At 69.4% G+C, this 24,410-nt stretch carries 16 protein-coding genes and 1 tRNA gene; 7 read left to right on the plus strand and 10 right to left on the minus strand.

The window, feature by feature from the left end:
- The first annotated feature begins 176 nt into the window (after positions 1–176).
- Both BJEO58_RS01345 and BJEO58_RS01350 read left to right on the plus strand, forming a co-directional pair.
- Positions 177–1,043 (plus strand): winged helix-turn-helix domain-containing protein, encoded by an 867-nt coding sequence (locus tag BJEO58_RS01345; protein WP_180951780.1) that lies wholly within the window; start codon positions 177–179, stop codon positions 1,041–1,043.
- 85 nt (positions 1,044–1,128) lie between these two features.
- A complete protein-coding gene (locus BJEO58_RS01350) occupies positions 1,129–2,049 on the plus strand; it encodes an endonuclease/exonuclease/phosphatase family protein (protein WP_101587037.1) in 921 nt (306 codons plus the stop codon).
- A gap of 168 nt (positions 2,050–2,217) precedes the next feature.
- Here BJEO58_RS01350 and BJEO58_RS01355 read toward each other — a convergent pair whose 3' ends face one another.
- The 3 genes from BJEO58_RS01355 to BJEO58_RS01370 all read right to left on the minus strand — a co-directional run bounded on the left by BJEO58_RS01355 (position 2,218) and on the right by BJEO58_RS01370 (position 6,784).
- Positions 2,218–3,411 (minus strand): MarP family serine protease, encoded by a 1,194-nt coding sequence (locus tag BJEO58_RS01355; protein WP_101587038.1) that lies wholly within the window; start codon positions 3,409–3,411, stop codon positions 2,218–2,220.
- On the minus strand, positions 3,408–4,733 hold the full coding sequence (locus tag BJEO58_RS01360) for a PrsW family intramembrane metalloprotease (protein WP_144573796.1): 1,326 nt from the start codon (positions 4,731–4,733) through the stop codon (positions 3,408–3,410). Before BJEO58_RS01360 ends, BJEO58_RS01355 begins: the two co-directional genes overlap by 4 nt.
- Positions 4,734–5,308: 575 nt before the next feature.
- A complete protein-coding gene (locus BJEO58_RS01370) occupies positions 5,309–6,784 on the minus strand; it encodes a malate:quinone oxidoreductase (protein WP_101587044.1) in 1,476 nt (491 codons plus the stop codon).
- A 281-nt stretch (positions 6,785–7,065) separates the two neighbouring features.
- Here BJEO58_RS01370 and BJEO58_RS01375 point away from each other — a divergent pair, with 281 nt between their 5' ends.
- On the plus strand, positions 7,066–8,868 hold the full coding sequence (locus BJEO58_RS01375; protein WP_144573795.1) for a hypothetical protein: 1,803 nt from the start codon (positions 7,066–7,068) through the stop codon (positions 8,866–8,868).
- A 324-nt stretch (positions 8,869–9,192) separates the two neighbouring features.
- Here the strand turns inward: BJEO58_RS01375 and BJEO58_RS01380 are convergent, their stop codons facing one another.
- Positions 9,193–11,193, minus strand: coding sequence for an acetoacetate--CoA ligase (locus tag BJEO58_RS01380; RefSeq protein WP_101587048.1), 2,001 nt, complete (start codon positions 11,191–11,193; stop codon positions 9,193–9,195).
- A gap of 102 nt (positions 11,194–11,295) precedes the next feature.
- Positions 11,296–12,633, minus strand: coding sequence for a GntR family transcriptional regulator (locus BJEO58_RS01385; protein WP_101587050.1), 1,338 nt, complete (start codon positions 12,631–12,633; stop codon positions 11,296–11,298).
- Positions 12,634–12,841: 208 nt separating this feature from the next.
- Here BJEO58_RS01385 and BJEO58_RS01390 point away from each other — a divergent pair, with 208 nt between their 5' ends.
- The 3 genes from BJEO58_RS01390 to BJEO58_RS01400 all read left to right on the plus strand — a co-directional run bounded on the left by BJEO58_RS01390 (position 12,842) and on the right by BJEO58_RS01400 (position 17,388).
- Positions 12,842–16,345 (plus strand): proline dehydrogenase family protein, encoded by a 3,504-nt coding sequence (locus tag BJEO58_RS01390; RefSeq protein WP_101587052.1) that lies wholly within the window; start codon positions 12,842–12,844, stop codon positions 16,343–16,345.
- 92 nt (positions 16,346–16,437) lie between these two features.
- Positions 16,438–17,052, plus strand: a complete 615-nt coding sequence (locus BJEO58_RS01395) for a hypothetical protein (protein WP_101587053.1) — start codon at positions 16,438–16,440, stop codon at positions 17,050–17,052.
- A 36-nt stretch (positions 17,053–17,088) separates the two neighbouring features.
- Positions 17,089–17,388 carry a cupin domain-containing protein gene (locus BJEO58_RS01400; protein ID WP_101587055.1) on the plus strand — a complete coding sequence of 100 codons (300 nt, stop codon included), beginning with the start codon at positions 17,089–17,091 and terminating at the stop codon, positions 17,386–17,388.
- A 28-nt stretch (positions 17,389–17,416) separates the two neighbouring features.
- Here BJEO58_RS01400 and BJEO58_RS01405 read toward each other — a convergent pair whose 3' ends face one another.
- The 3 genes from BJEO58_RS01405 to BJEO58_RS01415 are packed head-to-tail and all read right to left on the minus strand — an operon-like array spanning position 17,417 to position 19,454.
- Positions 17,417–18,238, minus strand: a complete 822-nt coding sequence (locus BJEO58_RS01405; RefSeq protein ID WP_101587056.1) for a hypothetical protein — start codon at positions 18,236–18,238, stop codon at positions 17,417–17,419.
- The gene (locus tag BJEO58_RS01410; protein ID WP_246075926.1) at positions 18,235–19,080 is read right to left on the minus strand and encodes an ABC transporter ATP-binding protein; all 846 of its coding nucleotides are present in this window, start codon (positions 19,078–19,080) and stop codon (positions 18,235–18,237) included. Before BJEO58_RS01410 ends, BJEO58_RS01405 begins: the two co-directional genes overlap by 4 nt.
- Entirely contained in the window at positions 19,077–19,454 is a 378-nt protein-coding gene (locus BJEO58_RS01415) for a GntR family transcriptional regulator (RefSeq protein ID WP_101587058.1), read from the minus strand. Before BJEO58_RS01415 ends, BJEO58_RS01410 begins: the two co-directional genes overlap by 4 nt.
- A gap of 279 nt (positions 19,455–19,733) precedes the next feature.
- Here BJEO58_RS01415 and BJEO58_RS01420 point away from each other — a divergent pair, with 279 nt between their 5' ends.
- Positions 19,734–22,583 carry an ExeM/NucH family extracellular endonuclease gene (locus tag BJEO58_RS01420; protein WP_101587060.1) on the plus strand — a complete coding sequence of 950 codons (2,850 nt, stop codon included), beginning with the start codon at positions 19,734–19,736 and terminating at the stop codon, positions 22,581–22,583.
- A 91-nt stretch (positions 22,584–22,674) separates the two neighbouring features.
- Here the strand turns inward: BJEO58_RS01420 and BJEO58_RS01425 are convergent, their stop codons facing one another.
- Complete coding sequence (locus BJEO58_RS01425) at positions 22,675–23,979, minus strand: DUF2079 domain-containing protein (RefSeq protein ID WP_246075925.1); 1,305 nt, start codon at positions 23,977–23,979, stop codon at positions 22,675–22,677.
- Positions 23,980–24,049: 70 nt separating this feature from the next.
- A tRNA-Arg gene (locus BJEO58_RS01430) sits at positions 24,050–24,125 on the minus strand.
- Positions 24,126–24,410 lie beyond the last annotated feature (285 nt).

The following is a 24,410-nucleotide window of genomic DNA, read 5'->3' on the forward strand; positions in this document are numbered from 1 at the left end:
GCAGTCAGTGGCCTCACATCGAGCGATCTCGCAATGCCCCGTCGCCAGCACGGCGATGCCATGCGTTCGCGACGTCCACTGACACCTGCTGTGCCGGTCGCGAACGAGATCTTCCACAGCGCACTCGGCGGACGCCCACGCGTCCACCGCACAGATCACGTCGTTCCAGGAGAGCCATGAGCGCCGCAGCACCGCAGCCCACGCCCATCCACCCGCGCAGTGCCCGCGCCGCACGCCGAACCGGAGCTCGCTTGACCCCCATCGACCCGCAGACGGCCCCTCGCACCTACGGACCGTCAGGAGTGTCCGCGGGTCCGCGCGCGGCACGCGGCATCGTCCTCTACGTCGGCCTGGACGAAGCGAAGGCCGCGGCAGAGGGCACGAATCTCACGGAGATCGCCCAGGCCCTCAAGGACCATGTGTCGGAGCTGGCGTCCGCAGCAGAGACGCAGGCCATCATCGCCCTCGCTCCTGACGGTCTGGGCAACGACATCGACGCTGTGCGAGCAGTCTCCAACGGGTCCCAGTCCGCGACCGGGAGCCCTGCGGGGATGCACGGCCCCGTCCGCCAGCGCATCCCCTCCCGGCTCAGCCCTCCGCCACGCCGTGAGGACCTCCCTGCGGCCCCTGCGCATCAGGTCTCTCCGGCACCGCCCGCACCCTTCACTGCTGCCGCGCCACCCGCACAGCCCGCCATCAGGTCCAAGTCGCACCCGAATGAGCACGCTCCCGTGCGCATCGACATCCCCCGTCGTGAGGTCCACACCGACGACGCGCTCGTGACTGTGACGAACAAGGAGTTCGACCTGCTCGCCACCCTCGTCGCGAACACTGGTCGCACGCTGTCCCGCGAGGACCTCATCGACGCCCTCTGGTCCGAAGGTGGGGATCGACCGGATGCGAGGACCGTCGACGTGCACGTGCGTCGGCTGCGCCGCCGCCTGGGCGGATACTCGTCCATCGTCCGCACCATCCGCGGCACCGGCTACCGCTACGACGAGCATCCGGATGTCGCAGTCTGGCAGGCGCGCGCCAGCTACTGACCGGCCGATGGCCCCTGGTCGCCCATACGGCTGGCAGGGATCGTTCGTCCAGCATCACTCCAGAATCGAGACATAGAATCTCCGGGTGACTTCGCCGCGCCGTTCCCCGTTCAGAGGGGTCCTCATCCTCGCGAGCGGGATCGTCCTGGCGGCCCTGCTCGCCATGCACAGTCTCGTACCGACGACCCGAGGACTCGCCCTCATCGTCGACAGCATGCTGCCGTGGTCATGGGTGCTCATCGCACTCCTGCTCCTCATCGCCCTCTTCCGGCTCTCGCTGCTGTCGATCGCCGGCGTCCTGATCCCCGTCGTCGTGTGGGCTTCGATGTTCTGGCCGTTCCTCCGACCGTCGAGTGACCCGGTCGACCCTGACCTCACGGTCGCCACGCAGAACGTGGGAGCCCGACTGCCCCAGCCGTCCGCGACCGCACTCAGCATCATCGAGCAGGACCCGAAGATCGTCACGGTCCAGGAGATCGAGTCACTGTCCGGGCAGATCATCCAGGAGCAGATGGACTCCCACTTCGCACACTCACAGGTGGAGGGTTCCGTCGGCGTCTGGTCGGACTGGCCGATGAGTGAGGCTGAGGAGATCGACCTCGGTCTCTCGTGGACCCGCGCGTTCGCGACCACCATCAGCACCGACCAGGGGGACGTCCGCTTCTACGCCGTGCACCTGCCGTCGGTGCGGCCCGGTCAGGAATCGCTGCGCAACGCGGCGCTCACGACGTTGGCCGACCGCATCCAGAACGACCCGGCGGAACGCGTGATCGTCGCAGGCGACTTCAACGCGTCCGCGACGGACCGGTACTTCTCCGACCTCACAGACGACCTCACCGACTCGCGGGAGGCCACCGGAGGCGGATTCGGCTTCACCTGGCCGTCGCGGTTCCCCCTCACCCGGTTGGACCACTCCCTGAGCCGAGGCCTCGAACCGATCGGCGATGAGGTCCAGGACCGCGGGACGAGCGACCACCGGGCGCTCTTCGTCTCCTACGACTTCTGAGGTCGGCCACGACTCGCGGGAGACCCGCGAGACTCCTGACGTCGTTCCACCGACACCTCCCCGAGGCTGGTTTCCGAGCTGCCTCCCCGAGCTGCGTTCCCGGGCTGCCTTCCCGGGCCCCGGACCGGCGGTGTGCGCTGGATCCGAAAGCGGCACAGCGCGGCCGGTTCACTGCGTGGTGCAGCTTCCCACCGGCACGCGCTCCTCAGCACTGCGGCCCTCGGCGAGTGCCTCTTCGAGCTCCGAGAGCGTGAGCGCATACCCGGTCTCCGGATCTTCACCGGATCGCGCGAAGACCATGCCGACGGCTCTGCCATCCTCATCGAGCAGCGGGCCTCCCGAGTTCCCCGAGCGTACGACCGCGCGCAGTGCGTACACATCGCGCACCACCGTGTCCTCGTCGTAGATGTCGAGCCCCTGGGCGGTCACTGCCTCGCGCACTCGCGCCGGTGAGATCGTGTACGGCCCGTTCTCCGGATACCCGACGACCACCGCGTCGTCGTCGGCGGCGAGGGCGTCCCCCAGCTCCAACGGCTGCGCGTCCAGTCCCGGGACCCTCAGGACGGCGATATCCCGCGCGGCATCCAGCAGGACGAGTTCGGCAGTGTACGGCCGTCCTGCGCCGCCCACCTGGACGATGCGCTCCGTCGACCCCGACACCACGTGCGCATTGGTCATGACGAGGTCGTCGTCGAAGACCCAGCCGGACCCGGACTGCAGTGCGGGGCACTGCGACGCCGTCGTCGTCACCCGCACCGTCCGGCCCTCCACCTCGCGCCCCACATCGATCATGGCCGGGTCGGGCTCTCCCACCGACTGGATGTGCTCCGACTCCCCCGCGAACACCTGGGGGAATCCATTCGTGGCAAGTGTCTGCGAGATGGCACCCACCGCCTCGGCGGACGTGACGGGGGCGATCCGGTCGAGGACGGAGACCACGCGCGATTCTGCGATTGCCTCGTTCGCTGCGACCAGAGGCGTCGTGCGCACCCACCCGGCGATCAGCCATACGATGAGGAAGAACGCCACGGTCCCCGTGAGCGCGCCTCCCAGAGCATCGACGACGCGCCCTGGACCGTCCCCCAGCGCGGTCTTGAGCGTCGCCCCGGTCCACCCTCCGCCGCAGGCGAAGACGATCCCGAGGATCAGCGGCAGCAGGGTCGTCAGACCGGATGCACCCGCCTCGGACGCGATGCCCTGATCGACCGCGAGCTCCGCGAGCGGCGGACCGGCCACTCTCCCGACGACCGCACCCACGACGAAGCCCACGAGAGTGCTCGCCCCTGCGACGAGTCCCTGCGACCATCCGGCCGCCCCGGCCAGTGCGGCGAAGACGATCAGTGCGACGTCGAAGGCGGTCACGGGGCGAGCAGACCCATCGCTCTCATCATTGATCGGCGCTCAGCGGCCAATCGATTCAGGAGGAAGACTTCGTACTCCTTCTCCGCGGCACCGCCCACTCCGGCTTCCACCCGGTCGCGGACGGGCGGGAGGCTCGCGGCGACACGGATCATCGCCTTCATGTGCGTACGTGCCGAGCCCTGGGCCCACCGACGGCCGGCACGACGCCCGTTCCACGTTCCGAGCATCCTGGCCTCCTCCTCGGTGAGCCAACCGGCACCCGCGTAGCGCATGAGCGCCTCGCGGGCGGTCTTCGTCTCCCGATACCAGAGGAAGAAGGCCGTCGCCCACCAGAGGACGCCGATGATGATCGACAGAGCCAGCATGACGATCAGGCTCATCACCCCGGACAGTGGCAGGCTCGCGACGCCGTTCCAGGCTGCGTGGAGGACCATGCCCGCGATCAGGCCCGGAACCCACATGAGCAGAGCCATCCACCACGTGCCACGGCGCGCGGCGAAGCCGATGCTCAGGCCCGCCAAGGCTGTGAAGCTCGAGTGGAGCAGCGGGCTCATCACGCACCGGACGAAGAAGAGCATGATGAGGCCGCCGGCCTGGGCCTCCGCGTATGCGCTGTTGAGGTAGAGCAGGTTCTCCGTGAAGGCGAAGCCCGCGCCGATCAATGATCCGTACATGAAGCCGTCGAGGGGCCCCTCGAAGAACTTCCGGGCGGCGAGGACGATCACCACGAGGAACACAGTCTTCGCCGACTCTTCGAAGACCGGCGCCAGCACGACCGCGCTGAGGATCGGGCTCGAGGTGTCGATCCCGGTGAGTGCGAACGCGGCGACGCCGAAGATCAGCTGCCCCACGAGGGTGATGACCACTGAGGCCACCGCACCCCAGAGGACGCACGAAGCCATGAGGAGGATCGGCTGCGGTTTCCACCGGTCGAGCAGGAGCACCGTTCCGATGATCGCAACGAGCGGGATGGCCGACAGCAGGAGGATGACGAACCCGACGCCGCTGAAGGCGATCGACTGGAAGAGGACGATGACGAAGAGCGCCAGCCCCAGAGCACCGGTGAGCAGGATGCCGGCGATGAGGAGGACGATGTTCCGCGTCCGGTGGGGATTCACATCATTCGATCGCACTGTGAACTGCGTGGTCCACGACGCATTGGCGGGGGCGCCGGGATGCGGCTGGATCACGTGAGCACCCGCATGTGAGTGCCCCGGCGCCATCACGGAACCGTGCGGGCCGCCCATCGGCTGCTGCACGGGAGGCCGCTGCTGGAATCCTGCCTGCATGGGCGCCTGCTGGGCGGGAGGCGGTTGCTGCATCGGAGGCTGCTGGGCGGGAGGCCGCTGCTGCATCGGAGGCTGCTGGTACGCCGGCTGCCGTGGGAAGCCCGCGGGCTGCTGCTGGGCCGGGTGGGCGGGCCCGGGGCCCTCTGGACCCGGCTGACCCGGACTCGGCTGACCTGGACCCGGCTGACCCGGAGCCGGCTGAGCTGGACCCGGCTGAGCTGGCTGACCCGGACCCGGCTGCGAGCCGTACTGCTGGTTCACCTGCTGCACAGGAGGCGGCTGCACGAAGGGCTGTCGGGGGGCTCCCCCGCTGCCCGGAGGCTGTCCCTGCTCGCCCGCCGGCCGCTGCATGCGGGGGTCGTTCCTCCCGTTCGTCATCCTCAGTCCTCCGGGCCGTCTCGCCACCCGCCGCACGCACGTCGGGCTCTGGTCTGTCGCAAGTCTACGGTCGCCGCCTGACACTGCGCTCCGTGCCTCGTGACGGTTCCGCAACGACAGGTTCCGAGCCTCTTCTGCCCCTCCACGACGAGGCGGTCACTCCACGACGAGGCCCCGCCGTCCTCGCGGACGACGGGGCCTCGGACGCGTGAGCACGGACCTCCAGCGGATCAGCCGATCTGCAGGGTGCCCGCCGTGTAGTCGGAGATCTCCCTGAGGAGCGATTCGTCCTCGTTCAGCTGTCGACCGAGCGACGGGACCATGTCCTTGAGGCGCGGCTCCCAGCTCGCGTACTGCTGCGGGAAGCAGCGCTCCAGCAGGCCGAGCATGATCGACGTGACCGTCGAGGCGCCCGGCGAAGCGCCCAGCAGAGCGGCGATCGAGCCGTCGGCCGCGGAGACGACCTCCGTGCCGAAGCCCAGGACACCGCCCTTCTGCGGGTCGCGCTTCATGATCTGCACGCGCTGCCCCGCAGTGATGAGATCCCACTGCTCAGGATCGACCTCGGGAGTGAACTCCTCGAGCGACTGGAAGCGGCCCTTCTTCGACTCCGCCAGCTGACCCATGAGGTAGGTGACGAGATCGAAGTTGTCCTTGGCGACGTTGAGCATGACCGGCAGATTGTTCCCGCGCACGGAGGAGGGGAGATCGAAGAAGCTGCCACCCTTGAGGAACTTCGGAGAGAAGCCCGCGTAGGGGCCGAACAGCAGGTAGCGCTTGCCGTCGATGACGCGGGTATCGAGGTGCGGCACGGACATCGGCGGAGCACCCGTCGCGGCCTGGCCGTACACCTTCGCGTAGTGGCGGTCCACCAGCTCCGGGTCGGATGTGCGGAGGAACAGGCCCGACACGGGGAAGCCGCCGTAGCCGCGCCCCTCCGCGATCCCGGACTTCTGGAGGAGGTGGAGTGCCCCACCACCGGCTCCGACGAAGACGAACTTCGCGTTGACCTCGGTCGTCTCGTGTGCGCGGTCGTCCCGGACGGAGACCTTCCACCCGTCGGCAGACCGCTCGAGGTCCGTCACGGTGTGTGCCGTGCGGATCTGCACTCCGTTGTCTTCGACGTGGGTCAGCAGCTGGCGGGAGAGCGACCCGAAGTCCACGTCCGTGCCGAGGTCCACCTTCGAGACGCCGTTGACCTGCCCCGGCCCGCGCTTGTCGAACATGAGTGGCAGCCACTCCGCCTGCGTCGCGGGGTCGTCCGTGTACTCCATGTCCGCGAAGAGCGGGTTCCGGACCATCGTCTCGTAGCGGTCGCGGATGTAGTCGCGGCCCTTGTCACCGCGTGCGTACGACATGTGGGGCACGGGGCTGATGAACGTCGACGGGTCCGCGACGATCCCTTCCTTCACGAGGAAGGACCAGAACTGGCGCGACTGGTGGAACTGCTCGTTGATCGTGACGGCCTTGGTGATGTCGATGTCACCGTCAGCGGTCCGCGGCGAGTAGTTGAGCTCACACAGCGCTGCGTGCCCGGTCCCCGCGTTGTTCCACGCGTGGGAGCTCTCGCGGGCGACGTAGTCGAGCTTCTCGTAGACACGGATGTCCCAGTCGGGCTGCAGGTCGTTCAGCAGCGCACCGAGCGTCGCACTCATGATGCCGCCGCCGATCAGTACGACGTCAGCGTTGTCCGTGGGTGTGGTCATCGAAACCCTCGCCTCTTCACATGCAGGTCGGTTCTGGGGGCACGTCACGAGCATGGGAGTGCCTCACGTGCCACAACACTCCGACTCTACTCCCGTGGGTGTTCCCGCACTGAATCGGCCCTGTCGGATGGCGCCGCAGCAATCGTCAGCCTGACTCGAGGTCACAGCCCCCGCCCGCTTCGGCCCCGCGATGCGCACACAACGGTGTGGAGGACGGCCGGTCCGTCCACAGTCCCCCTGCAGCCCTGTGCTCGACCCCTCCGGACCCGTCGAATGGCGCCATGACACCACGCATGCACCTCAGTCCGACTGCCCGCACCGCCTGCGCAGCACTCCTCACCTCTCTGCTCGTCGTCTCCCCGGCCGTCGCTCCGGCAGCGGGCCACTCACTGCAGCATGTCGAGCGGTCCGAGCATCCTCGGCAACCAGGTCAGGGCGGCACCGTTCACGCCCCCGTCTCCGACGCCTCCGCACAGCGCGAGGGAGAGCCCACAGCGCTCGGCCCTCCGACACGACTGGACGGGCCGGAAGAAAGGGACGGGACGCTCATGGTGAGCCGATCGGCTCGGCTGATCAGTGCGGCTCAGCTCGGGGGTCACGCACGGCTGGGCGGATCCGACCAGGACGGTGCCGACACGAGCCTCGGCGGCGATTCCGATCCGCAGCTGTCCGCGTCACAGGAGGGGACGTGGCTGCTCGGCCGGTCCGTCGACAGCGTCCTGGGGCCGGGCCAGTGGTACACGGCCGAGCAGGGGCGCACCTGGTACGGCGCCTATCGGACGTTCCCGGACGACTTCGCCTACTGCGTGGACGCGGGGCTCAGGACGCCCCACAGCCGGCATTTCGACGGCGACCAGGAAGGCGAGGCGATCGCATCAGCCCGGTCCGGCTGGGCGCTCGACACGCACGCCCAGTCGGAGTCGGCAGATGTCCAGTCCGCGCTGTCCGCACTGGTACGGCTCGATGAGGAGATACCCCACCGCCACCAGATCCCACCCGGCCATCCGTCGGAACTGGGTGCCGCGTTCGCGGACGCCGCCGCGGAGTTCGCCGCGATCGAGAACGACGCAGAGCTGTTCGCCGGCCCCTACACCTTGTCGGTGGACATCCGCGTGCGGACGTTCCGAGCGCTCGACGGGCAGTTCGGTCCCCCTCTGCGCGACGCTGCCGTGGGTGTCGACGAGGCTGTCGACCGGTCCTCCTCAGACGACGGGACGCAGCCGACCTCCGGATTCCCGCTGGAGGCCGTCGTGTCACTCACCAGCGCCTCGGGTCAGCCGATGGCCGGCCACCGCGTGGATCTGGACGCGACAGGCGCACGCACTGCTGTGGACAGCGTCGTGACAGCCGAGCAGCCGACGGTCGTCGCGCTCACCGACCTCGACGCAGATCGCCTCGTCGTCGACGCTTCCGCTGCGGAGCTGCCGGCGACGACGGTCGAGCTGCACCGCCCCCGAGGCCTCGGCTCCGATCGTGTGCAGGCAGTCGTCACAGCCGGGGAACCCACGAACGCCACTGCGCAGGCGGTCTACGAGCGCCCGCCGCAGCCCGAGGAGACCGATCAGCCCCGCGTCGAGCTCCCGATGCCCAGACCGACCACCCTGCCCACACCATCGGCCACACCGGAGCCGCCGGTTCCCACCAGAACGCCCGAACCCACAGAAGAAGCGTCAGAAGAGCCCGCTGAGACGCCCTCTGAGGAACCCGAGGAGACTCCCTCCACGGAGCCTCCGGCACCGACGACAGCCCCGGAGTCTTCCCCGGAACCTGAGGTTCCGGAAACCCCCTCCGAGTCACCGGACAGCACTCCGGACGTCGGCGAGTCCCCCGACGGGGCCACGACCCCCGACGCACCGGAGACCACCGAGGCTCCGCCAGTGGATGAGGCTCCGGAGACGCCCGAGGCTCCGCCAGTGGAGTCCGCGCCGGACCAGCCGAACGACGCGCCGCGTGACGCTGCCGAGGACGACCCCCTGCCCACGTCGCTCCCCCGCACCGGCGCGGACTCCATAATGGCCCTCGGTCTGGCGATCACGCTGATCGCAGTGGGCGTCGCGGCACTCACCGTCACCCGCCGACGCTGATCGCAGCGGCACGGTTGCCGGCGGCAGAGACGCCGGCACGCACAGCCGGGATCGAACGCCCGCGCGGCGCCCCGGACTCGATGTCCGGGGCGCCGCGCGGGCAGACCCGTTATCAGGGACCCGCTGCCGCGCCAAGCTTCGTGACGGACGATTCGCGGTCCGGCTCGGAGACCACCGGTACGCCCACCTCCTGAGTCGTACTCATGCGGAGGACATCGCCGCCGGCCCGGAACGTCAGGCGGAGGACATCGCGTCGCTCCCGACGCTGCTCAGGTCGAGCCGGCCTCTTGGCAGGGGCGTGTCGTTCCACCCCCAGCCGGCGCCTCAGCGTCGGTTCGCGGCGAAGTCGATGTACCAGTCGAGCACGCTCGTGTCCGCAGCCGCATCTCGATTCACACTCTGCGGATCGCCGCCCTGAAGCAGGCGCTTGACCGGGATCTCGAGCAGCTTTCCGGTCCGGGTCGTCGGCACACCCGGCGCGGGGATGATCTCGTCCGGGACATAGCGCGGCGAGAGCTGCTCCCTGATGGCTGCGACGATCCGCTCCTCCAGATCGTCGTCGACCGCACCGCCGTCGACCGGCACGACGAAGAGTGGCATGTAGTAGTCGCCGCCCGACAGCTCCGCACCGATGACCATGGACGCGTGCACACCCGCGACCCGGTCGACGATCTGCGTGATGTCCGCGGAGCCCATGCGGATACCGCCGCGGTTGATCGTCGAGTCGGAGCGGCCGTGGATCACGTAGCTCTGATCGTCGTGGCGCGTGACCCAGTCTCCATGGCGCCACACGCCGGGGAACGCGTCGAAGTACGCCTCGCGGTACCGGGAGCCGTCCGCATCGTTCCAGAACGCCACGGGCATCGACGGCATCGGAGCGGTGACGACGAACTCGCCCAGTTCTCCCGTCACCGGCTTCCCGTGGGAGTCCCACGAATCCGCCGCCACGCCCAGGTACGGCCCCTGCAGCCGGCCGCGGACCACGGGTGCGGTGGGGTTCGAACCGATGAACCCGCTGGCGATGTCCGTGCCGCCGGAATCGGAGCCCAGCTTCACTGTCGCGCTCACCTGCTCGTACACCCAGTCCCACGTGGGGTCCGGCAGCGGCGAGCCGGTCGAGAGGATCGATCGCAGACCGGACAGGTCGTAGTCGGCCTGGGGCGAATACCCCAGCCGCTGAGCGGTCGACAGGATCGCGGCACCGGTCCCGAAGTGCGTGACGCGCTCCGATGCGAGGAGCTCGAACTGCCGGTGCGGACCGCCGGCGAACGGCGCCCCGTCATACGTGACGATCGTGAAGCCGCGGCTCAGCGCGTTGACGATGAGGTTCCACACCACCCACGTCGTCGCGACGGCGGAGTACTGGATGTCGCCCGGTCGACCGTCGTACTGGAGGATGTTCGCCCGATTCGCCTCGACCACGACTCCGCCGTGCCCGTGGACGATGCCCTTGGGCGCTCCGGTCGTCCCGGATGAGTAGAGGACCCACAGGGGATGGGAGAACTCGACCCGCTCGAAGTCCGGCTCCTGCGGCGATCCGACGACGGAGGAGAACAGCTCCGACGAGACGTCGCGGCCGTCATCAGACCGCACGACGGACCCGCGCTCGCCCGGCGAGCGCCCTGGCGCCTGATCGACGAGCACGTGCCGGGTGACCGTCGGCAGCACCGCAAGCAGAGCGGGGATCGCCTCGGTCAGGTCGAGCGTCTTCCCGTTGAAGAGGACGGAGTCCGCGGTGAAGAGCACACTCGGTTCGATCTGCGCGAACCTCTCCGCTACGCCCCGTGGTCCGAAGTCGGTGTTGACGACGGACCAGACCGCGCCGACGGCGGCTGTCGCGAGCAGCGCGATGACTGTCTGCGGCACGTTCGGCAGGACCGCGCACACGGTGTCCCCCGGGCCCACGCCCCAGTTCCGCAGCCGCGCCGCGAGCGCCCCCACCTGTCCGCGCACCTCGTCCCACGTGAGCACCTCACGGCGCTCGTCCTCGTGGCGGCCGATGATCGCCGGCTCGTCGCCCCGCTCGTGGGACCAGCGCAGCAGGTTCTCCGCGTAGTTGATCCGTGCACCCGGGAACCAGCGGACGTCGGGCATGGTGTCGCCGTCGCGCACCGGTCCGTCACCGCGTTCCCACACGACGCCCGAGAACTCGATGATCTCCTCCCAGAAGACGTCGAGTCGATCGATCGTCCACCGCCAGAACTCTGCGTAGTCGCCCTGGGGCGCGTCGTGGCGCTCACCCATGAGCCTCTGGAACTCACGCATCTGCGAGGCTTCGACGGTCGCGGGATCGGGGCGCCACAGCACGGCGGGAGATTCGGGCATCAGGACCAGCTTCCTTGCTCGGGTCTGCGCGCCGGAGGACGGGACCACGACGCGCCTGAGGGTGTCTTCCGCATCACATCCTAGGTGTCCGGCGCGTGCCTCTCACAGTGCGGTGAGCAGGCGCCACAGAGCGACGTCGAACGCCGCGTGCCTCGCGCGGCCGTGCATGTGGCGGACAGCGGCGTCCGTCTTCCGATGCCACGCCCGCACCGCCCCGTCCGCGTCCCCCGCTACCAGCGCTGCGAGGATCCGACGATCATCCGCCAGGATGCTCTGGGCTGTGCGCGCGTAGTCCATCCGCAGGACAGCGATGAGCATGCGCACGCGCACCGTCGACGATTCGAAGAGCCTCACCGTCTGCTCGAGGCCCGAGGCGCGGGCCACCTCCTGCTGGAACCGCAGGTCCGCGTCGCCCACGTTGGTGCCGGCCGCGGCCCCCGCTGCGATGACGTCGAGCACCCGTCGCGCTCGCAGCAGGTGCCGACGAGGCCGTGAGGACGCGGCACGCAGCAGCACATCGCCCAGGAGCATGCGTGCGGCGTAGAGCTCGATGACGTCGTTCGCGGATGCCAGAGGGATGCGCACGTGCCCACGACTGCCGTCCAGGAGTTCATCGTCGACCATCCTCCGGAGCACATCGGCCGCCACTGATCGTGGGACATCCAGCAGCCGTGCGGTGTATGCGGCGGTGAGGGCGTCTCCCGGACGCAGGTCGGACGCGATGATCGCGTCGCGCAGGCGCACTGCGAGCATCTCCGTGACAGACACCCCCGCACGTGGCAGCCAGACGTCCAGATCCTCCGACGAGTCAGAAATCGGACCCTCTGCCTGAGCCCCGACCGCTGTCCTGCTCCGGACCCCAGCCGCTCGTCGACTCGCCGCCTGCGCAGGATCCGGCAGCGGCCTCCACGACACCCTCCGCCCCGCGTCGCCCGACTCCACCGCCTCCGCCAGGGCCGCGAGGGCGCCCAGCGGCACATCGACTGCCGACGCGAGGTCCTCCTCCAGCCCCGGCGGCTCGGAGACGCCGAGCACCCCGATCGCCGCACGGAAGGCCGCGCGCCGGCGCCTGTGCACGCGCGAACCGGATGCCGGCGCGCTCTGGGCATCCTGCGGCGCGACGTCGAAGGTCGTCCTGCACGCATGACCGTCGACGTCGACCGCTGTGAGGACGAGACGGTGCACAGCCGGCGGGCCGGCGCTCGAGGGAGCCCCGCATCCGCTGTCCGCGTCACCGTCCGCCAGCCGCCGCACCGCACGGGACACGATCGTCTGACTCAGTCCCATGCGCTCCGCCAGCGACCTCGTCGACCACGCAGGTCGGTCCACCGACTCACCCGCTCCGGCGAGCATCCGCGCCACCGCGGCGTCCGCGGTCTCCTGGATCCGGGGCCGACCGCGCGCCGCCCCTGCACCGGACCCACCGCCAGACCCCACCATCGGACCTCCTCAACGAACCCTGTCACCGGGCCCGGCCTTCGGTCCGGCCCCACCACCGTCCGACCAATTATGACTCATTCACCGCAGAACGCGGGCGCAGACCGTGACCGCCTCGCAACCCGGCGCGCACACTGGAGACAGATGTGGACCGCGACTCAGCGCGGATCCGACTCGGACAGCTGACGAGGACGCAGCAGAGGAGACCACCATGCAGACCCGCACCCCCGCCACACCTCCCACGGCCGGCTCCGACACCGCAGCCGTCGGCGTCGACCGTTCACCGGTCGCCCGGAACGCGGAGCTCACCGAGATCGCGGACCGCGCCGTCGACACCTCGCGCCGATGGCTGCGAATCGCCTCCGGCCTGCAGGTCGAGGATCCGTCCGCGGACCGGCTCGCCGCGGTCCTCGGCGATGAGGGCGGAGTCGACTTCACCGTGGGGTTCGTCGATCGTGTGATCCGCACCGAGGACCCTCGCGCCGCGGGCGCCGCGCTCGTCGACATCGCGGGGAGTGCACCCGCCTCGCTCCCCGTTCTGGACCGCGCGCAGATACGCACCGGCGCCGCGCTGGCCCCTGTCATCCCGCAGGTCGTGGTTCCCGCTGCCCGGGCCCGGATGCGCCAGATGCTCAGCCACATGATCGTCGACGCCCGACCGGGACCGTTCGGCCGCGCGGTCGCCTCCCTTCGCGCCGACGGATCGAAGCTCAACGTCAATCTGCTGGGTGAGGCCGTGCTCGGTGAGACCGAGGCCGCGCACCACACGGAGCAGGTCCAGCGGCTCCTGCAGCGCGGCGACGTCGACTACGTGTCCGTGAAGGTGTCCTCGATCGCCTCCCAGATCGATCTGTGGGCGTTCGAGGAGTCCACCGACATGGTGTGCGAGCGCCTGCGCCCGCTGCTGCGCTTCGCCGCCGCCCAGCCCGCCGGCACGGCCTTCGTCAACCTCGACATGGAGGAGTACCAGGACCTCGAGCTCACGATGGCGGTCTTCACCCGACTGCTCAGCGAACCGGAGCTCCTCCACTACGAGGCGGGAATCGTCATCCAGGCGTACCTGCCGGACGCGCTGAGTGCCGTGCAGCGTCTGTCCGCGTTCGCCGCCGCTCGTGTGGCCCGCGGCGGTGCAGGCATCAAGATCCGCCTCGTCAAGGGCGCGAACCTGCCGATGGAACAGGTCCACGGCGAGCTCGCCGGGTGGCCTGTGACGGTGTGCCCGTCGAAGGAGGACACCGATGCCAACTACAAGCGGGTCCTCGACTGGGTCCTGCGGCGCGAGCACCTCGACGGCCTCCGCATGGGCATCGCCAGCCACAACATCTTCGACATCGCCTTCGCCCACGAGCTCACACGCGCTCGCGGCGTCGACGACTCCGTCGAGTTCGAGATGCTCCAGGGCATGGCACGGGCAGAGGCCGCCGCGATCGGACGGGATGTGGGCGACATCCGTCTCTACGTCCCCGCCGTCCACCCGGACCACTTCGATGCGGCCGTGTCCTACCTGGTCCGCCGCCTGGATGAGAACTCCTCCCCGGAGAACTTCATGTCCGGGATCACGGAGCTGCGCAACGGCAATCACATCTTCCAGCGCGAGGAGGCCCGGTTCCGCGCCTCGGTCGCCAGCCTCACCGACACGATCGCAGCGGACGACGACACTCCTCCCGCACCCCGCCGCACCCAGGACCGCGTCGCGGAGGCCGCCGCGGTCCGAACCGCCTCCTCGGAACCCCCTCCCCTGCCGGGGGAGTTCCGCAATGAACCGGACACGGACCCGGCACTCGCCTCCAACCGCCGCTGGTGGGAAGAGCACCGCGACAGCGACGGCGGGGCAGCGCTGCATGCGACGCACCTCACGGACTCCGATGAGGTCGACGCAGTCGTCGGGCGTGCACGTGCCGCCTCTGCCGGATGGCGCGATGCAGGGGCCGAGCATCGGGGCCGCATGCTCCTGCGCGCCGCGGACATCATGGGTGCACGGCGGGGCGAGTTCCTCTCCGTCATGGCCGACGAGGTCGGCAAGACGCCCGACCAGTCCGATCCCGAGGTGTCGGAGGCCATCGACTTCCTCCGCTACTACGCGCTGCGGGCTCAGGACCTCGACCGGGTGGAGGGCGCGGAGTTCGCTCCAGACTCCGTCGTGCTCATCACGCCGCCCTGGAACTTCCCGGTCGCGATCCCCACGGGGTCGACGGTCGCGGCTCTCGCTGCGGGTGCGTCCGCGATCCACAAGCCGTCGTCTCCGACCCCGCGGTGCTCGGCCCTCATCATCGAGTGCCTCCACCAGGCCGGTGTGCCGGAGGACGTCCTGCAGCTCGTGACGACGGACGAGCGCGAGGTGGGGCGCGCCCTCGTGTCCCACCCTCACGTCGACCGCGTCATCCTCACCGGGTCGTCGGAGACCGCATCGCTGTTCCGGTCCTTCCGGACGGACCTGCAGATCGCCGCCGAGACCTCGGGCAAGAACGCACTCGTCATCACTCCGTCCGCGGACCGGGATCTGGCGGTCGCCGACCTCGTGACGTCCGCCTTCGGGCACGCGGGACAGAAGTGCTCCGCCGCATCGCTCGCGATCCTCGTCGGATCGACTGCGGACTCGCAGCGGTTCCGGGATCAACTGGTGGACGCCGCGTCCTCCCTCATCGTGGGCTGGCCGACCGTCGGCCCGGACGGTGCGCAGCGCACCCACAGCCACGCCGCGTCGATGGGGCCGCTCACCGTCGATCCGGAGGACAAGCTGCTGCAGGCGCTCACGACGCTCGAGCCCGGCGAGGAATGGCTGCTGGAACCCGAACGCCTGGACGACACCGGTCGCCTGTGGTCTCCGGGCATCAAGACGGGCGTGGCGCCCGGTTCGCACTTCCACCTCACGGAGGTGTTCGGACCGGTCCTCGGCATCATGCGCGCCTCGTCGCTCGAGGAGGCCATCGACATGCAGAACGCTGTCGACTTCGGCCTCACAGGGGGCATCCACTCGCTCGATGCGGCCGAGGTGGAGACGTGGCTCGATCGTGTGGAGGCCGGCAACGTGTATGTGAACCGGGGGATCACCGGTGCCATCGTCCAGCGCCAGCCGTTCGGCGGGTGGAAGAAGTCGAGCGTGGGACTGGGCTCGAAGGCGGGCGGCCCGCGCTACCTCATGCAGTTCGGCACGTGGCATGATGCCGGCCCTGCGGACCCGGGCGCATGGCTGGCGGCAGCGAAGGAATCGGACCGCGACGGGTGGGAGTCGATGCGGCCCGCCGACCCGACGGGGCTGGAGTCGGAGGCGAACATCCTCCGCGTCCTTCCCCGGGCCGTCACGATCCGTGTGACCGAGGCAGTCGCCCCCCAGGTGCTCGAGCGACTCGCCCACGCCGCGACGACGGCCGGTGCACCGCTCGGGTGGAGCCTCGCGCCTGTGGCCGCAGGCACGGCACCCTCCGCCGCCGAGGTCGTGGTCGAGGACGCGGACGCGTTCGCCGCGCGTGTGGCCGCCGGAGAGATCGACGACACCGTGGGGGCTCGCGTCCGGGTCGTCGGCGCGGTCGAGGACGCCCTGCGGCGCACGACCCAGGAGCGTCCGGAGGTCGCCATCCTCGAGGGGCCCGTCACCGGCTCCGGTGAGGTCGAGCTGCGCCACTATGTGCACGAACAGGCGGTGTCGATGACGCTGCACCGCTTCGGCACGGCGAGCCGCTCGTTCCACGCCCTGGCCGACCGCCTCCGCGGCTGAGGGGAGGGGCCGGCCCGCGGCAGGAGGTTCCCCACCGCATTCGTCGGGCCTTCCCCCTCTGCCGAGGAGGATGAGGCCACTAGCTTCGGAGTATGGGCACACACACTCTCCGACACCCGGGCGTCGTCGGCGCACCGGTCCCCCGCTGGGCCGCGGTCGCCGGGTGGGCGAGCCTTCTCCTCCCGCTGCCGTCGATCCTGTGGAGGATGGCGATGCTCGCGGGCATCGACGTGGGCTTCCGCGATGCGGCGAGCTATCGCGATTCGGCGGGCGCCGCGATCTACGTCGTCGGACTCGAATCCGTCCAGCTGCTGGTCGCACTGCTGTGCTTCGGGCTGATCCGCTCCTGGGGCGAGGTCCTCCCCCACTGGCTGCCGGCTGTGGGCGGCAGGACGATCCACCGGCTGATCCCCACGGCGGCCGGAACCGCCGGTGCCATCGCACTGTGGATGATCCTCCTGCCACTCGCAGCGGCCCTCATGCGCAGGTGGATGGGGATCACCGACGGCTGGACACCGGACATCGGGATGTCCGACGGCGAACGAGTGCTCCTGCTGATCGCCTACGTCCCGTTCTTCCTGTGGCCCGCGGCAGTGTCTGCAGCGGTCGTGGGCTATTGGGCGCGGCGCTCGCCTCGCAGTGCATCACTCACGGGTACGGCACGACCCACGGACCCGGCGCGACGCCCATCGTCTGCGGCGGGGTGACGGTGGGGTCGTCCTCGCCGCTGATAGCGTCGTGCCATGGACGACACCCGCACGACCGCGATCGCGACGGTCCAGATCGACAACGACCTCACGCGGGTCACGGAGTGGCGATTCCCGCCCGGTTCGCAGACCGGGATGCACACGCACGAACTCGACTACGTCGTGGTCCCCACGACCGGCGGGACGCTGCGCGTGCGCACCCCGGACGGCGACTTCGACAACGCCCTGGCGCCCGGTGCCTCCTACACCCGCCCGATCGGCAGCACCCACAACGTGGTGAACGAATCGGACGAGGAGTGCGCGTTCGTGGAGGTGGAGTTCAAGCAGCGTCGCTGACCTCGGCCCTCACTGCTCGATCGGCGGCTCAGGTCAGCGCGACCTTCCGGTTCCACGAGTGCGCTGTCCGCCACACGCACAGGGCTCCGATGAGGAGGAGCGGCGCGAGGAATGCCACCGGCATGACCTCGTCGGATTCCGCGCCCCCCGTCACCTCTGCGAGGACGTCGAATCTCACGAGCCCCAGCCCGTCCCCGGTCATGCCGATTCCCAGGGGGATCGCGAAGAGCGCCGCGAACGTGAGCACCTGCGAGATGCCGTAGAGGACGAGGTAGACGACGACGGGGCCTCCGAATCCCAGACGGTTGATCGGCGTCTCGCTGCCGATCGACGCGCTGAAGGTGTACATCGCCTGCCCCGACAGCATGAGGCCGAGGAAGGCCGCGACGGCGCCGAGCATCAGGAGGGGCGAGAGGACCGCTGTGATGGTGGCCCAGAGCTCCCGCACCGCGGCGAACAGACCGAGGTCCACCATGCCGCCGGAGGCGAGGCCCCACCAGTAGAGGGGCACCAGCAGCACCGTCACGAGGAGTCCCGCGAGGATCACGAGGTTCATGTGGAGGAACTTCGCCGCGAAGATCGTCCCGCCGCGGATCGGCAGCGTCTGCGTGAAGTACCCGGTGCGGCCGTAGCTCGAGCGCCAGTAGTCGACCGCGAGCAGCACCTGGAGGACGGGGACGTACCCGCAGAGCACCGCCGCCCCGAGCAGGATGCCGAACAGCGAGAGCCCCGGCCACCCGGGGGCGATGAGCAGCGCGGCCGCGCCGACGACGAGCAGCGCGATCCCCGTCACGGCGCCCACCATGACGCGGGTCCGCTGCCATTCATGTGCGAGGAGTGTGGTGATCATCGGAACATCCCCCTGAAGATCTGGTCGAGGCCGGCGGAATGCTCCTCGCGGAGCTCGTCGGCCATACCGGTCAGGACGACGCGCCCGCGGTCCATGAAGACCGCCGCGTCGAGCGCCGGCTCGAGGTCGTGCACGAGGTGCGTCGAGACGATCATGAGCGCGTCGTCGTCGAATCCGCGGAGGATCCCGTCGAGGATCGTCTGCCGCGCTGCGGGGTCGACCCCGGAGATTGGTTCGTCGAGCAGGTAGACGCGCGCCCTCCGCGAGAGGGCGAGCGCGATCTGGACCTTCTCCCGCATGCCCTTCGACATCTGCTTGAGCCGCATCGACTCGTCCAGGCCGAAGAATCCGACGAGCTCGTGCGCCCGGTCCTCGTCGAAGTCCGCGAAGAAGTCGCGGTACATCGCGATGCAGGTGCTCACCCGCGCCCCGTTCGGCAGCGCACTGGCGTCCGGGAGGAAGGAGACGAGCGCCTTCGATTCCGGTCCGGGCGCGTGCCCCGCGATCGTCGCCTCCCCCGAGTAGCCGGTCAGCACTCCCGCGAGGATCTTCAGCAGACTGGTCTTTCCGCACCCGTTCGGCCCCAGCAGCCCGACGATGCGGCCCGGAGCAAGGTCCAGGTCCACACCGTCGAGCGCCTGCCTGGCGCCGTACGTGAGCCGCAGGTCGCGGGTCCGCAGGAGCGGCGGGATTCTCGTGTCATCGGTCATCGGGCCGGCCCCCCTCTGCTGTTCAGGCCTCATGTGCTGCTCCGGTCTCAAGTACGCCGACAGCGGGGTCGCCGTCAGGTTGCTCGCCCCACCCGTCGGCGTGCTGGTCGTCGGCGTGTCTGCGGTCGTCATGCTCGGTCATCTCCGTCATGGTCGTTCCATCTCTCCTCGAGGAGCTCCTGCACCTGTGCGCGGCCCATGCCCAGACCGCGTGCGCGGCGGATGAAGTCATCGGCGGCGTCACCGACGAGCTCGATGCGCAGTCGGTCCAGCCGGTCCTCGTCGTCGGTGACATAGCGGCCCGCGGTGCGCTCCGACCGGCAGAGCCCTGCGCGCTCCAGCTCCGCCAGAGCCCGCTGCACCGTGTTGGGATTGACCCCCACGTCGACCGCGAGCTCGCGCACGCCCGGGACGCGAGCGCCCGCCGCCCACGTCCCCGTCGCCATCCGGCGCGAGAAGTCTGCGACCAGTTGGACCCAGATAGGTGTCGACGTATCGAACTGCATCGGAGCCTCCCCTCTGTGTCACTGTACTAAGTGGTTAATACAGTGACACAGGAGAGACGGCGAGGTCAAGGCCGACGCCGCACCCTCCCGCGCCAGCCGACCGTTCACCCGCAGTTCCCTCGCACGTCGCTGTTCCTGTGTGCATCCTGGGTAGTGTGTGCGTGTCCGCTCTGAGAGCGCAGCCGCATTCGGAGCCATTGCCCGTCTCAGCCCCGCCAGAGCCCCGCCACACAGCCCCGCGCCCCGGTGCGGGCTCCGACAGATCGAGGACCCCACTCCATGCCCACTTCCACCTCCCCGCAGCTGCGGGCCACGCTGGCCGCGGCGGTCACCGCCGCCGTCGTCACGAGCCCCATGCTCCTGCCGATCTCCGCGCAGGCCGCCGACCAGCCGGAGATCTCCGAGATCGCCTATGCCGGCGGCGACGACACGGACTTCATCGAGATCGCAGCGGACCCCGGCACCGACGTCTCCGGCTGGACCGTCGGCTCGGTGACCCGCGGCGGCAGCCCGCACTCGGAAGCTCACGTGACGACGCTCGCCGACGGCATCGCCGTGGGCGACTCCGGCGCCCTCGCCGTCGAGGTGCCCATCACGAACTCCGTGAACTCCGGCGCCGCCGCGGACGGCTCGTACGGATCCTCCGCATTCGTCGTGGACGCCGACGGCGCGCTCGTCGACTTCGACCAGGTCGGCGGGGTCGTGGGCGGTGCAGGCGTCACGGCCACGAACTCGTCGAACCTGCCGGAATCGGTGCGCGGCCAGGAGGCCACGCCCACCGGCGCCACGGCGCCTCGCGGCGAGTCGATCCAGCTGATCGACGGCTCGTGGACCGCGGGCGCGCCCACTCCTGACGCACTGCCCGGCGACGACGGCGGCGAGACTGATCCGCCGCAGGAACCCGGCGAATCGCTCCCGATCGCGGACATCCAGGGCACTGGCCCGGAATCTGACTACACAGGTCAGACTGTCACCACCGACGGCGTCGTCACCGCGGTCTGGGCCGACGGCGGCCTGAACGGGTACACCATCCAGACCGCCGGGACCGGCGGCGCCGCGAAAGAGGCCGGCGATGCGTCCGACGGCCTGTTCGTGTACTCGCCGCAGACCGCCGCCGAGGTCGCAGTCGGCGACTCCGTGCAGGTCACCGGTGCGGTCTCCGAGTACTACGGGCAGACCCAGATCACCGTCACGTCGAGCGGCCTGCAGCAGCTCGACGAGGCACTCGAGGCACCCACCCCGATCGAGGGCGAGTTCCCCGAGGGCGACGACGCCCGCGAGTCGCTCGAATCGATGCTCATCCTGCCGACGGGCGACATCACGGTGTCGGACACCTACGGCACGAACCGGTACGGAGAGGTCGGGCTGGTCAACGGCACGGAGCCCCTCTTCCAGGCGACCGACGTCGTCTCCCCCGGGGCCGAGGCGATCGCGTACGAGGAGGAGAGCGCTCAGCGCGCCTACGTCCTGGACGACGGGGCATCGGTCGATTACACAGGCTCGGCCTCCGATGTCCCCGTTCCCTACGTCTCGACGGATGATCCGCTCCGGGTGGGCGGCGCAGCGACCTTCTCCGATCCGGTCGTCGTGGGCTACGGGTTCGACATGTGGCGTCTGCAGCCCACCGAGTGGCTGACCGGCGAGAATGCCGACGATGTCCAGCCGGCGACGTTCGAGGACACCCGCGAAGCCGCACCGCAGGACGTGGGAGGCGACATCACCGTGTCGAGCTTCAACGTGCTCAACTACTTCACGACGACCGGCGACCAGCTGAACGGCTGCACGTTCTACGAGGACCGCGAGGGCGATCCGACCACCGTGCGCGGGGGCTGCGACGCCCGCGGCGCATGGGACGCGGACAACCTGGAGCGCCAGCAGTCCAAGATCGTCGATGCGATCAACGGCCTGGACGCCTCCGTCCTGTCTCTCGAGGAGATCGAGCAGTCCGCCGCATTCGACAAGGACCGCGACGAGTCGCTGTCGATCCTCGTCGACGCGCTGAATGAGGATGCCGGATCCGACAAGTGGGCGTTCGCGGAATCACCGGAGGAGCTGCCGGAGAGCGAGGACGTCATCCGCACCGCGTTCATCTACCAGCCGACCGATGTCCAGCCCGTCGGCGGCTCCACGATCCTCACGGGCAGTGACGCGTTCAGCAATGCCCGCGAACCGCTGGCCCAGGCGTTCACGACCGGCGACGACGACGAGCCGTTCGTCGCGATCGTCAACCACTTCAAGTCGAAGGGGTCCGGCTCCGGTGAGGGCAACGTCGACAACGGCGACGGCCAGGGCAATTCGAACGCCGACCGCGTGGACCAGGCAGAGGCTCTCGTCGACTTCGCGGACGCGCAGAAGGCAGCGGCGGGCACTGACGACGTCGTGCTGCTCGGTGATCTGAACTCCTACACGGAGGAGGACCCCATGCAGGTCCTCTACTCCGCGGGGTATGCGAACATCGGCAAGGACTTCACCGACGAGCAGACGTACCTGTTCGGCGGCCGTGTGGGCAGCCTGGACCACGTCCTCGCGTCGGATGGGCTCGTCGAAGACGTGACCGGCGCAGACATCTGGAACATCAACTCCGTCGAATCGATCGGCCTCGAGTACAGCCGGTACAACAACAACGTGACGGACCTCCATGCGGAGGGTCCCTTCCGATCGTCGGACCACGATCCCCTGATCATGGGCCTCGCCCGCGGCGCGGACACACCGGCGCCGGATCCCACGGATGACCCGACGGACGAGCCGACCGATACGCCGTCCGAGGACCCCACCGGCGATCCGTCAGAGGAGCCTTCCGCGGATCCGAGCGACGATCCGTCAGACGAGCCCACGAACGATCCATCGCAGGACCCCAGCGGTGACCCCACGCAGGATCCGTCCGACGACCCCTCTGACGACGGGCGCGATGACGACGAGGGCGGCGACCGGGGTGACTCCGGCGACGAGGGTGACCGAGGCCACGGCGGAGACGGTGGCGACGACAGCGAGGGTGACAGCGGAGACCGCGACCGCGGCAACGGCGACCTGCCGCGGACGGGAACCGGACTCACCGCACTCGCGGTGGGCGGCGTCCTCGTCGCAGCGGGCGCGATCGCTCTGCTCATCGCACGCCGCCGCAGGGTCTGACCACCGGTGAGGTCGATCAGCTGACCTGCACCAGCAGAAGGGCCGGTCCGCACGACGCGGACCGGCCCTTCTGCTGCCTGTGCATCTGGGCTCAGCCTGCCGGCACCACGAGGTCGTACCCGCCGCTGCTGTAGACGGTCTCCCAGTCGCCGTCGAAGCGCTCCTCCGCCCACGGCTCGATCGCGGAGTCGACGTCGTCAGGGCGAAGGACCACGGCCTCCGGCACGGCGTCCTCCATGCTTCCGTACCAGTACGTGCGCGCGTGCGGTGCGAGATAGGCGAGCAGCCGGACGTCGGTGGCGACCGAGCCGTACTGAGAGGCTTCCTCGATCGCTCCGCCGGCGTCGACCGCGTGTCCCTCGGACGTCCAGAAGAGGTCCGCCTTCGTCTGGCTCAGCAGCGCCGCTGCGGCGATCGCGGCGACGAGCGGGGCCAGGGACCTGTGAGCCCTCCCGGCGCCGTCGATGAGGCTCACCGCCGCGATCGGCATGAGCACGGCCGAGTAGTGGAAGCTCGTGTCCCAGTAGCCCTCGACAGTGCCCGCGAACCTCCACGCCAGCGTGGGCAGCATGAGGAGCATGTACGGCGACCGCAGACCGATGGCGCCTGCGGCGAGGGCGAGGAAGCCGACCGTCCCGATCTTCACCGTCAGACCGTCCGTCAGAGTCTGCGCCAGCGAGACGTTCTCCGTGTAGTCGTAGCCGCCCTCCGGATTGAACAGCGGGAGGAAGAGCATGACTGCGTAGACCATCCACCCCACGCCCCACGCGATGAGCGCCAGCGCAAGCCTGAGCTCGGACCGGTCCCGCAGCCAGACGACGAGCCCGAACACTGCGACCGTGAGCCCCAGGTCCTCTTTGACGAAGACGAGCAGTCCGATCGCCACGACCGCGGACAGACGCCTGCCGCGGATCCACCACACCAGGCCGAACGCCAGCAGCGGCACGCCGAAGGCGATCTCGTGGAACTGGGAGTGCACCGCGTTGAGCAGTCCCCAGGACAGCACGTACGAGAAGGCCAGCAGCCAGGCACCGCGGACCGTGAGCCGCTCGAACGCCAGGGAGACGACGGGCCAGACCGATGCCGCGAAGAGCGCGGCCTGCGCGAGCATGAGAGTGAGACCGGACGGGAAGACCCAGAAGAGCGGGGTCAGCAGGATGAGGATGGGGTGGAAATGATCGCCCCACAGGTTGTAGCCGGGCCCCTTGATGTCGACGATCGGCGCATTGCCCTGCGCGTACTGGGACAGCATCTGGGTGAAGATTCCGAGGTCCCACGACGGCGAGTAGTGGATGCGCCACATGAGGATCGCGAACGAGGCGTAGAGCACGAACGCGGACGCGGCTGCGATCGCGGGGGCCCAGGGGGTCAGATGACGGGCGGTGAACGAATGCACACGAGCACCTTACTGGGATCGAGACGAAGAGGCCCCCGCCTGCGTCTCCGCTGGCGGGGGCCTCTTCCTGTGGTGCGCCACGAGGGATTCGAACCCCCAACCTTCTGATCCGTAGTCAGATGCTCTATCCGTTGAGCTAGTGGCGCGCCGTCGTTGCGACTCGCACTACTATACATAGACGGATCAGCCTTCTCAAACCTGCGCGGTGAGCTCCGCGTCACCCTCGGGCGCACACCCTCGACAGTGCACCTGCAGGCGAGCCGCAGGGCCGAGAATGACTCACATGGCATGAACAGTCACCCGTGTGGCAGAACGAGTCAACTGAATGACTCATATACGTCAGAGCTTCGCCCTCTGTGAGTCACAGCACAGATCCTCGGCGCCGGACAGGAGGTCCAGACTCCGCATCATCCGTAGCGTGTGAGTCAACC

This window comes from Brevibacterium jeotgali, assembly GCF_900169175.1.
Lineage (GTDB): Bacteria > Actinomycetota > Actinomycetes > Actinomycetales > Brevibacteriaceae > Brevibacterium > Brevibacterium jeotgali.

What these genes read in the sequence shown, in the direction of transcription:
- BJEO58_RS01395 (WP_101587053.1), top strand. Translation starts at nt 16,438, where the DNA reads ATGGGCACACACACTCTCCGACACCCGGGCGTCGTCGGCGCACCGGTC.
- BJEO58_RS01370 (WP_101587044.1), bottom strand. Translation starts at nt 6,784, where the DNA reads ATGACCACACCCACGGACAACGCTGACGTCGTACTGATCGGCGGCGGC.
- BJEO58_RS01420 (WP_101587060.1), top strand. Translation starts at nt 19,734, where the DNA reads ATGCCCACTTCCACCTCCCCGCAGCTGCGGGCCACGCTGGCCGCGGCG.
- BJEO58_RS01360 (WP_144573796.1), bottom strand. Translation starts at nt 4,733, where the DNA reads ATGCAGCAACCGCCTCCCGCCCAGCAGGCGCCCATGCAGGCAGGATTC.
- BJEO58_RS01400 (WP_101587055.1), top strand. Translation starts at nt 17,089, where the DNA reads ATGGACGACACCCGCACGACCGCGATCGCGACGGTCCAGATCGACAAC.
- BJEO58_RS01380 (WP_101587048.1), bottom strand. Translation starts at nt 11,193, where the DNA reads ATGCCCGAATCTCCCGCCGTGCTGTGGCGCCCCGATCCCGCGACCGTC.
- BJEO58_RS01405 (WP_101587056.1), bottom strand. Translation starts at nt 18,238, where the DNA reads ATGATCACCACACTCCTCGCACATGAATGGCAGCGGACCCGCGTCATG.
- BJEO58_RS01375 (WP_144573795.1), top strand. Translation starts at nt 7,066, where the DNA reads ATGACACCACGCATGCACCTCAGTCCGACTGCCCGCACCGCCTGCGCA.
- BJEO58_RS01390 (WP_101587052.1), top strand. Translation starts at nt 12,842, where the DNA reads ATGCAGACCCGCACCCCCGCCACACCTCCCACGGCCGGCTCCGACACC.
- BJEO58_RS01415 (WP_101587058.1), bottom strand. Translation starts at nt 19,454, where the DNA reads ATGCAGTTCGATACGTCGACACCTATCTGGGTCCAACTGGTCGCAGAC.
- BJEO58_RS01385 (WP_101587050.1), bottom strand. Translation starts at nt 12,633, where the DNA reads ATGGTGGGGTCTGGCGGTGGGTCCGGTGCAGGGGCGGCGCGCGGTCGG.
- BJEO58_RS01410 (WP_246075926.1), bottom strand. Translation starts at nt 19,080, where the DNA reads ATGACGACCGCAGACACGCCGACGACCAGCACGCCGACGGGTGGGGCG.
- BJEO58_RS01345 (WP_180951780.1), top strand. Translation starts at nt 177, where the DNA reads ATGAGCGCCGCAGCACCGCAGCCCACGCCCATCCACCCGCGCAGTGCC.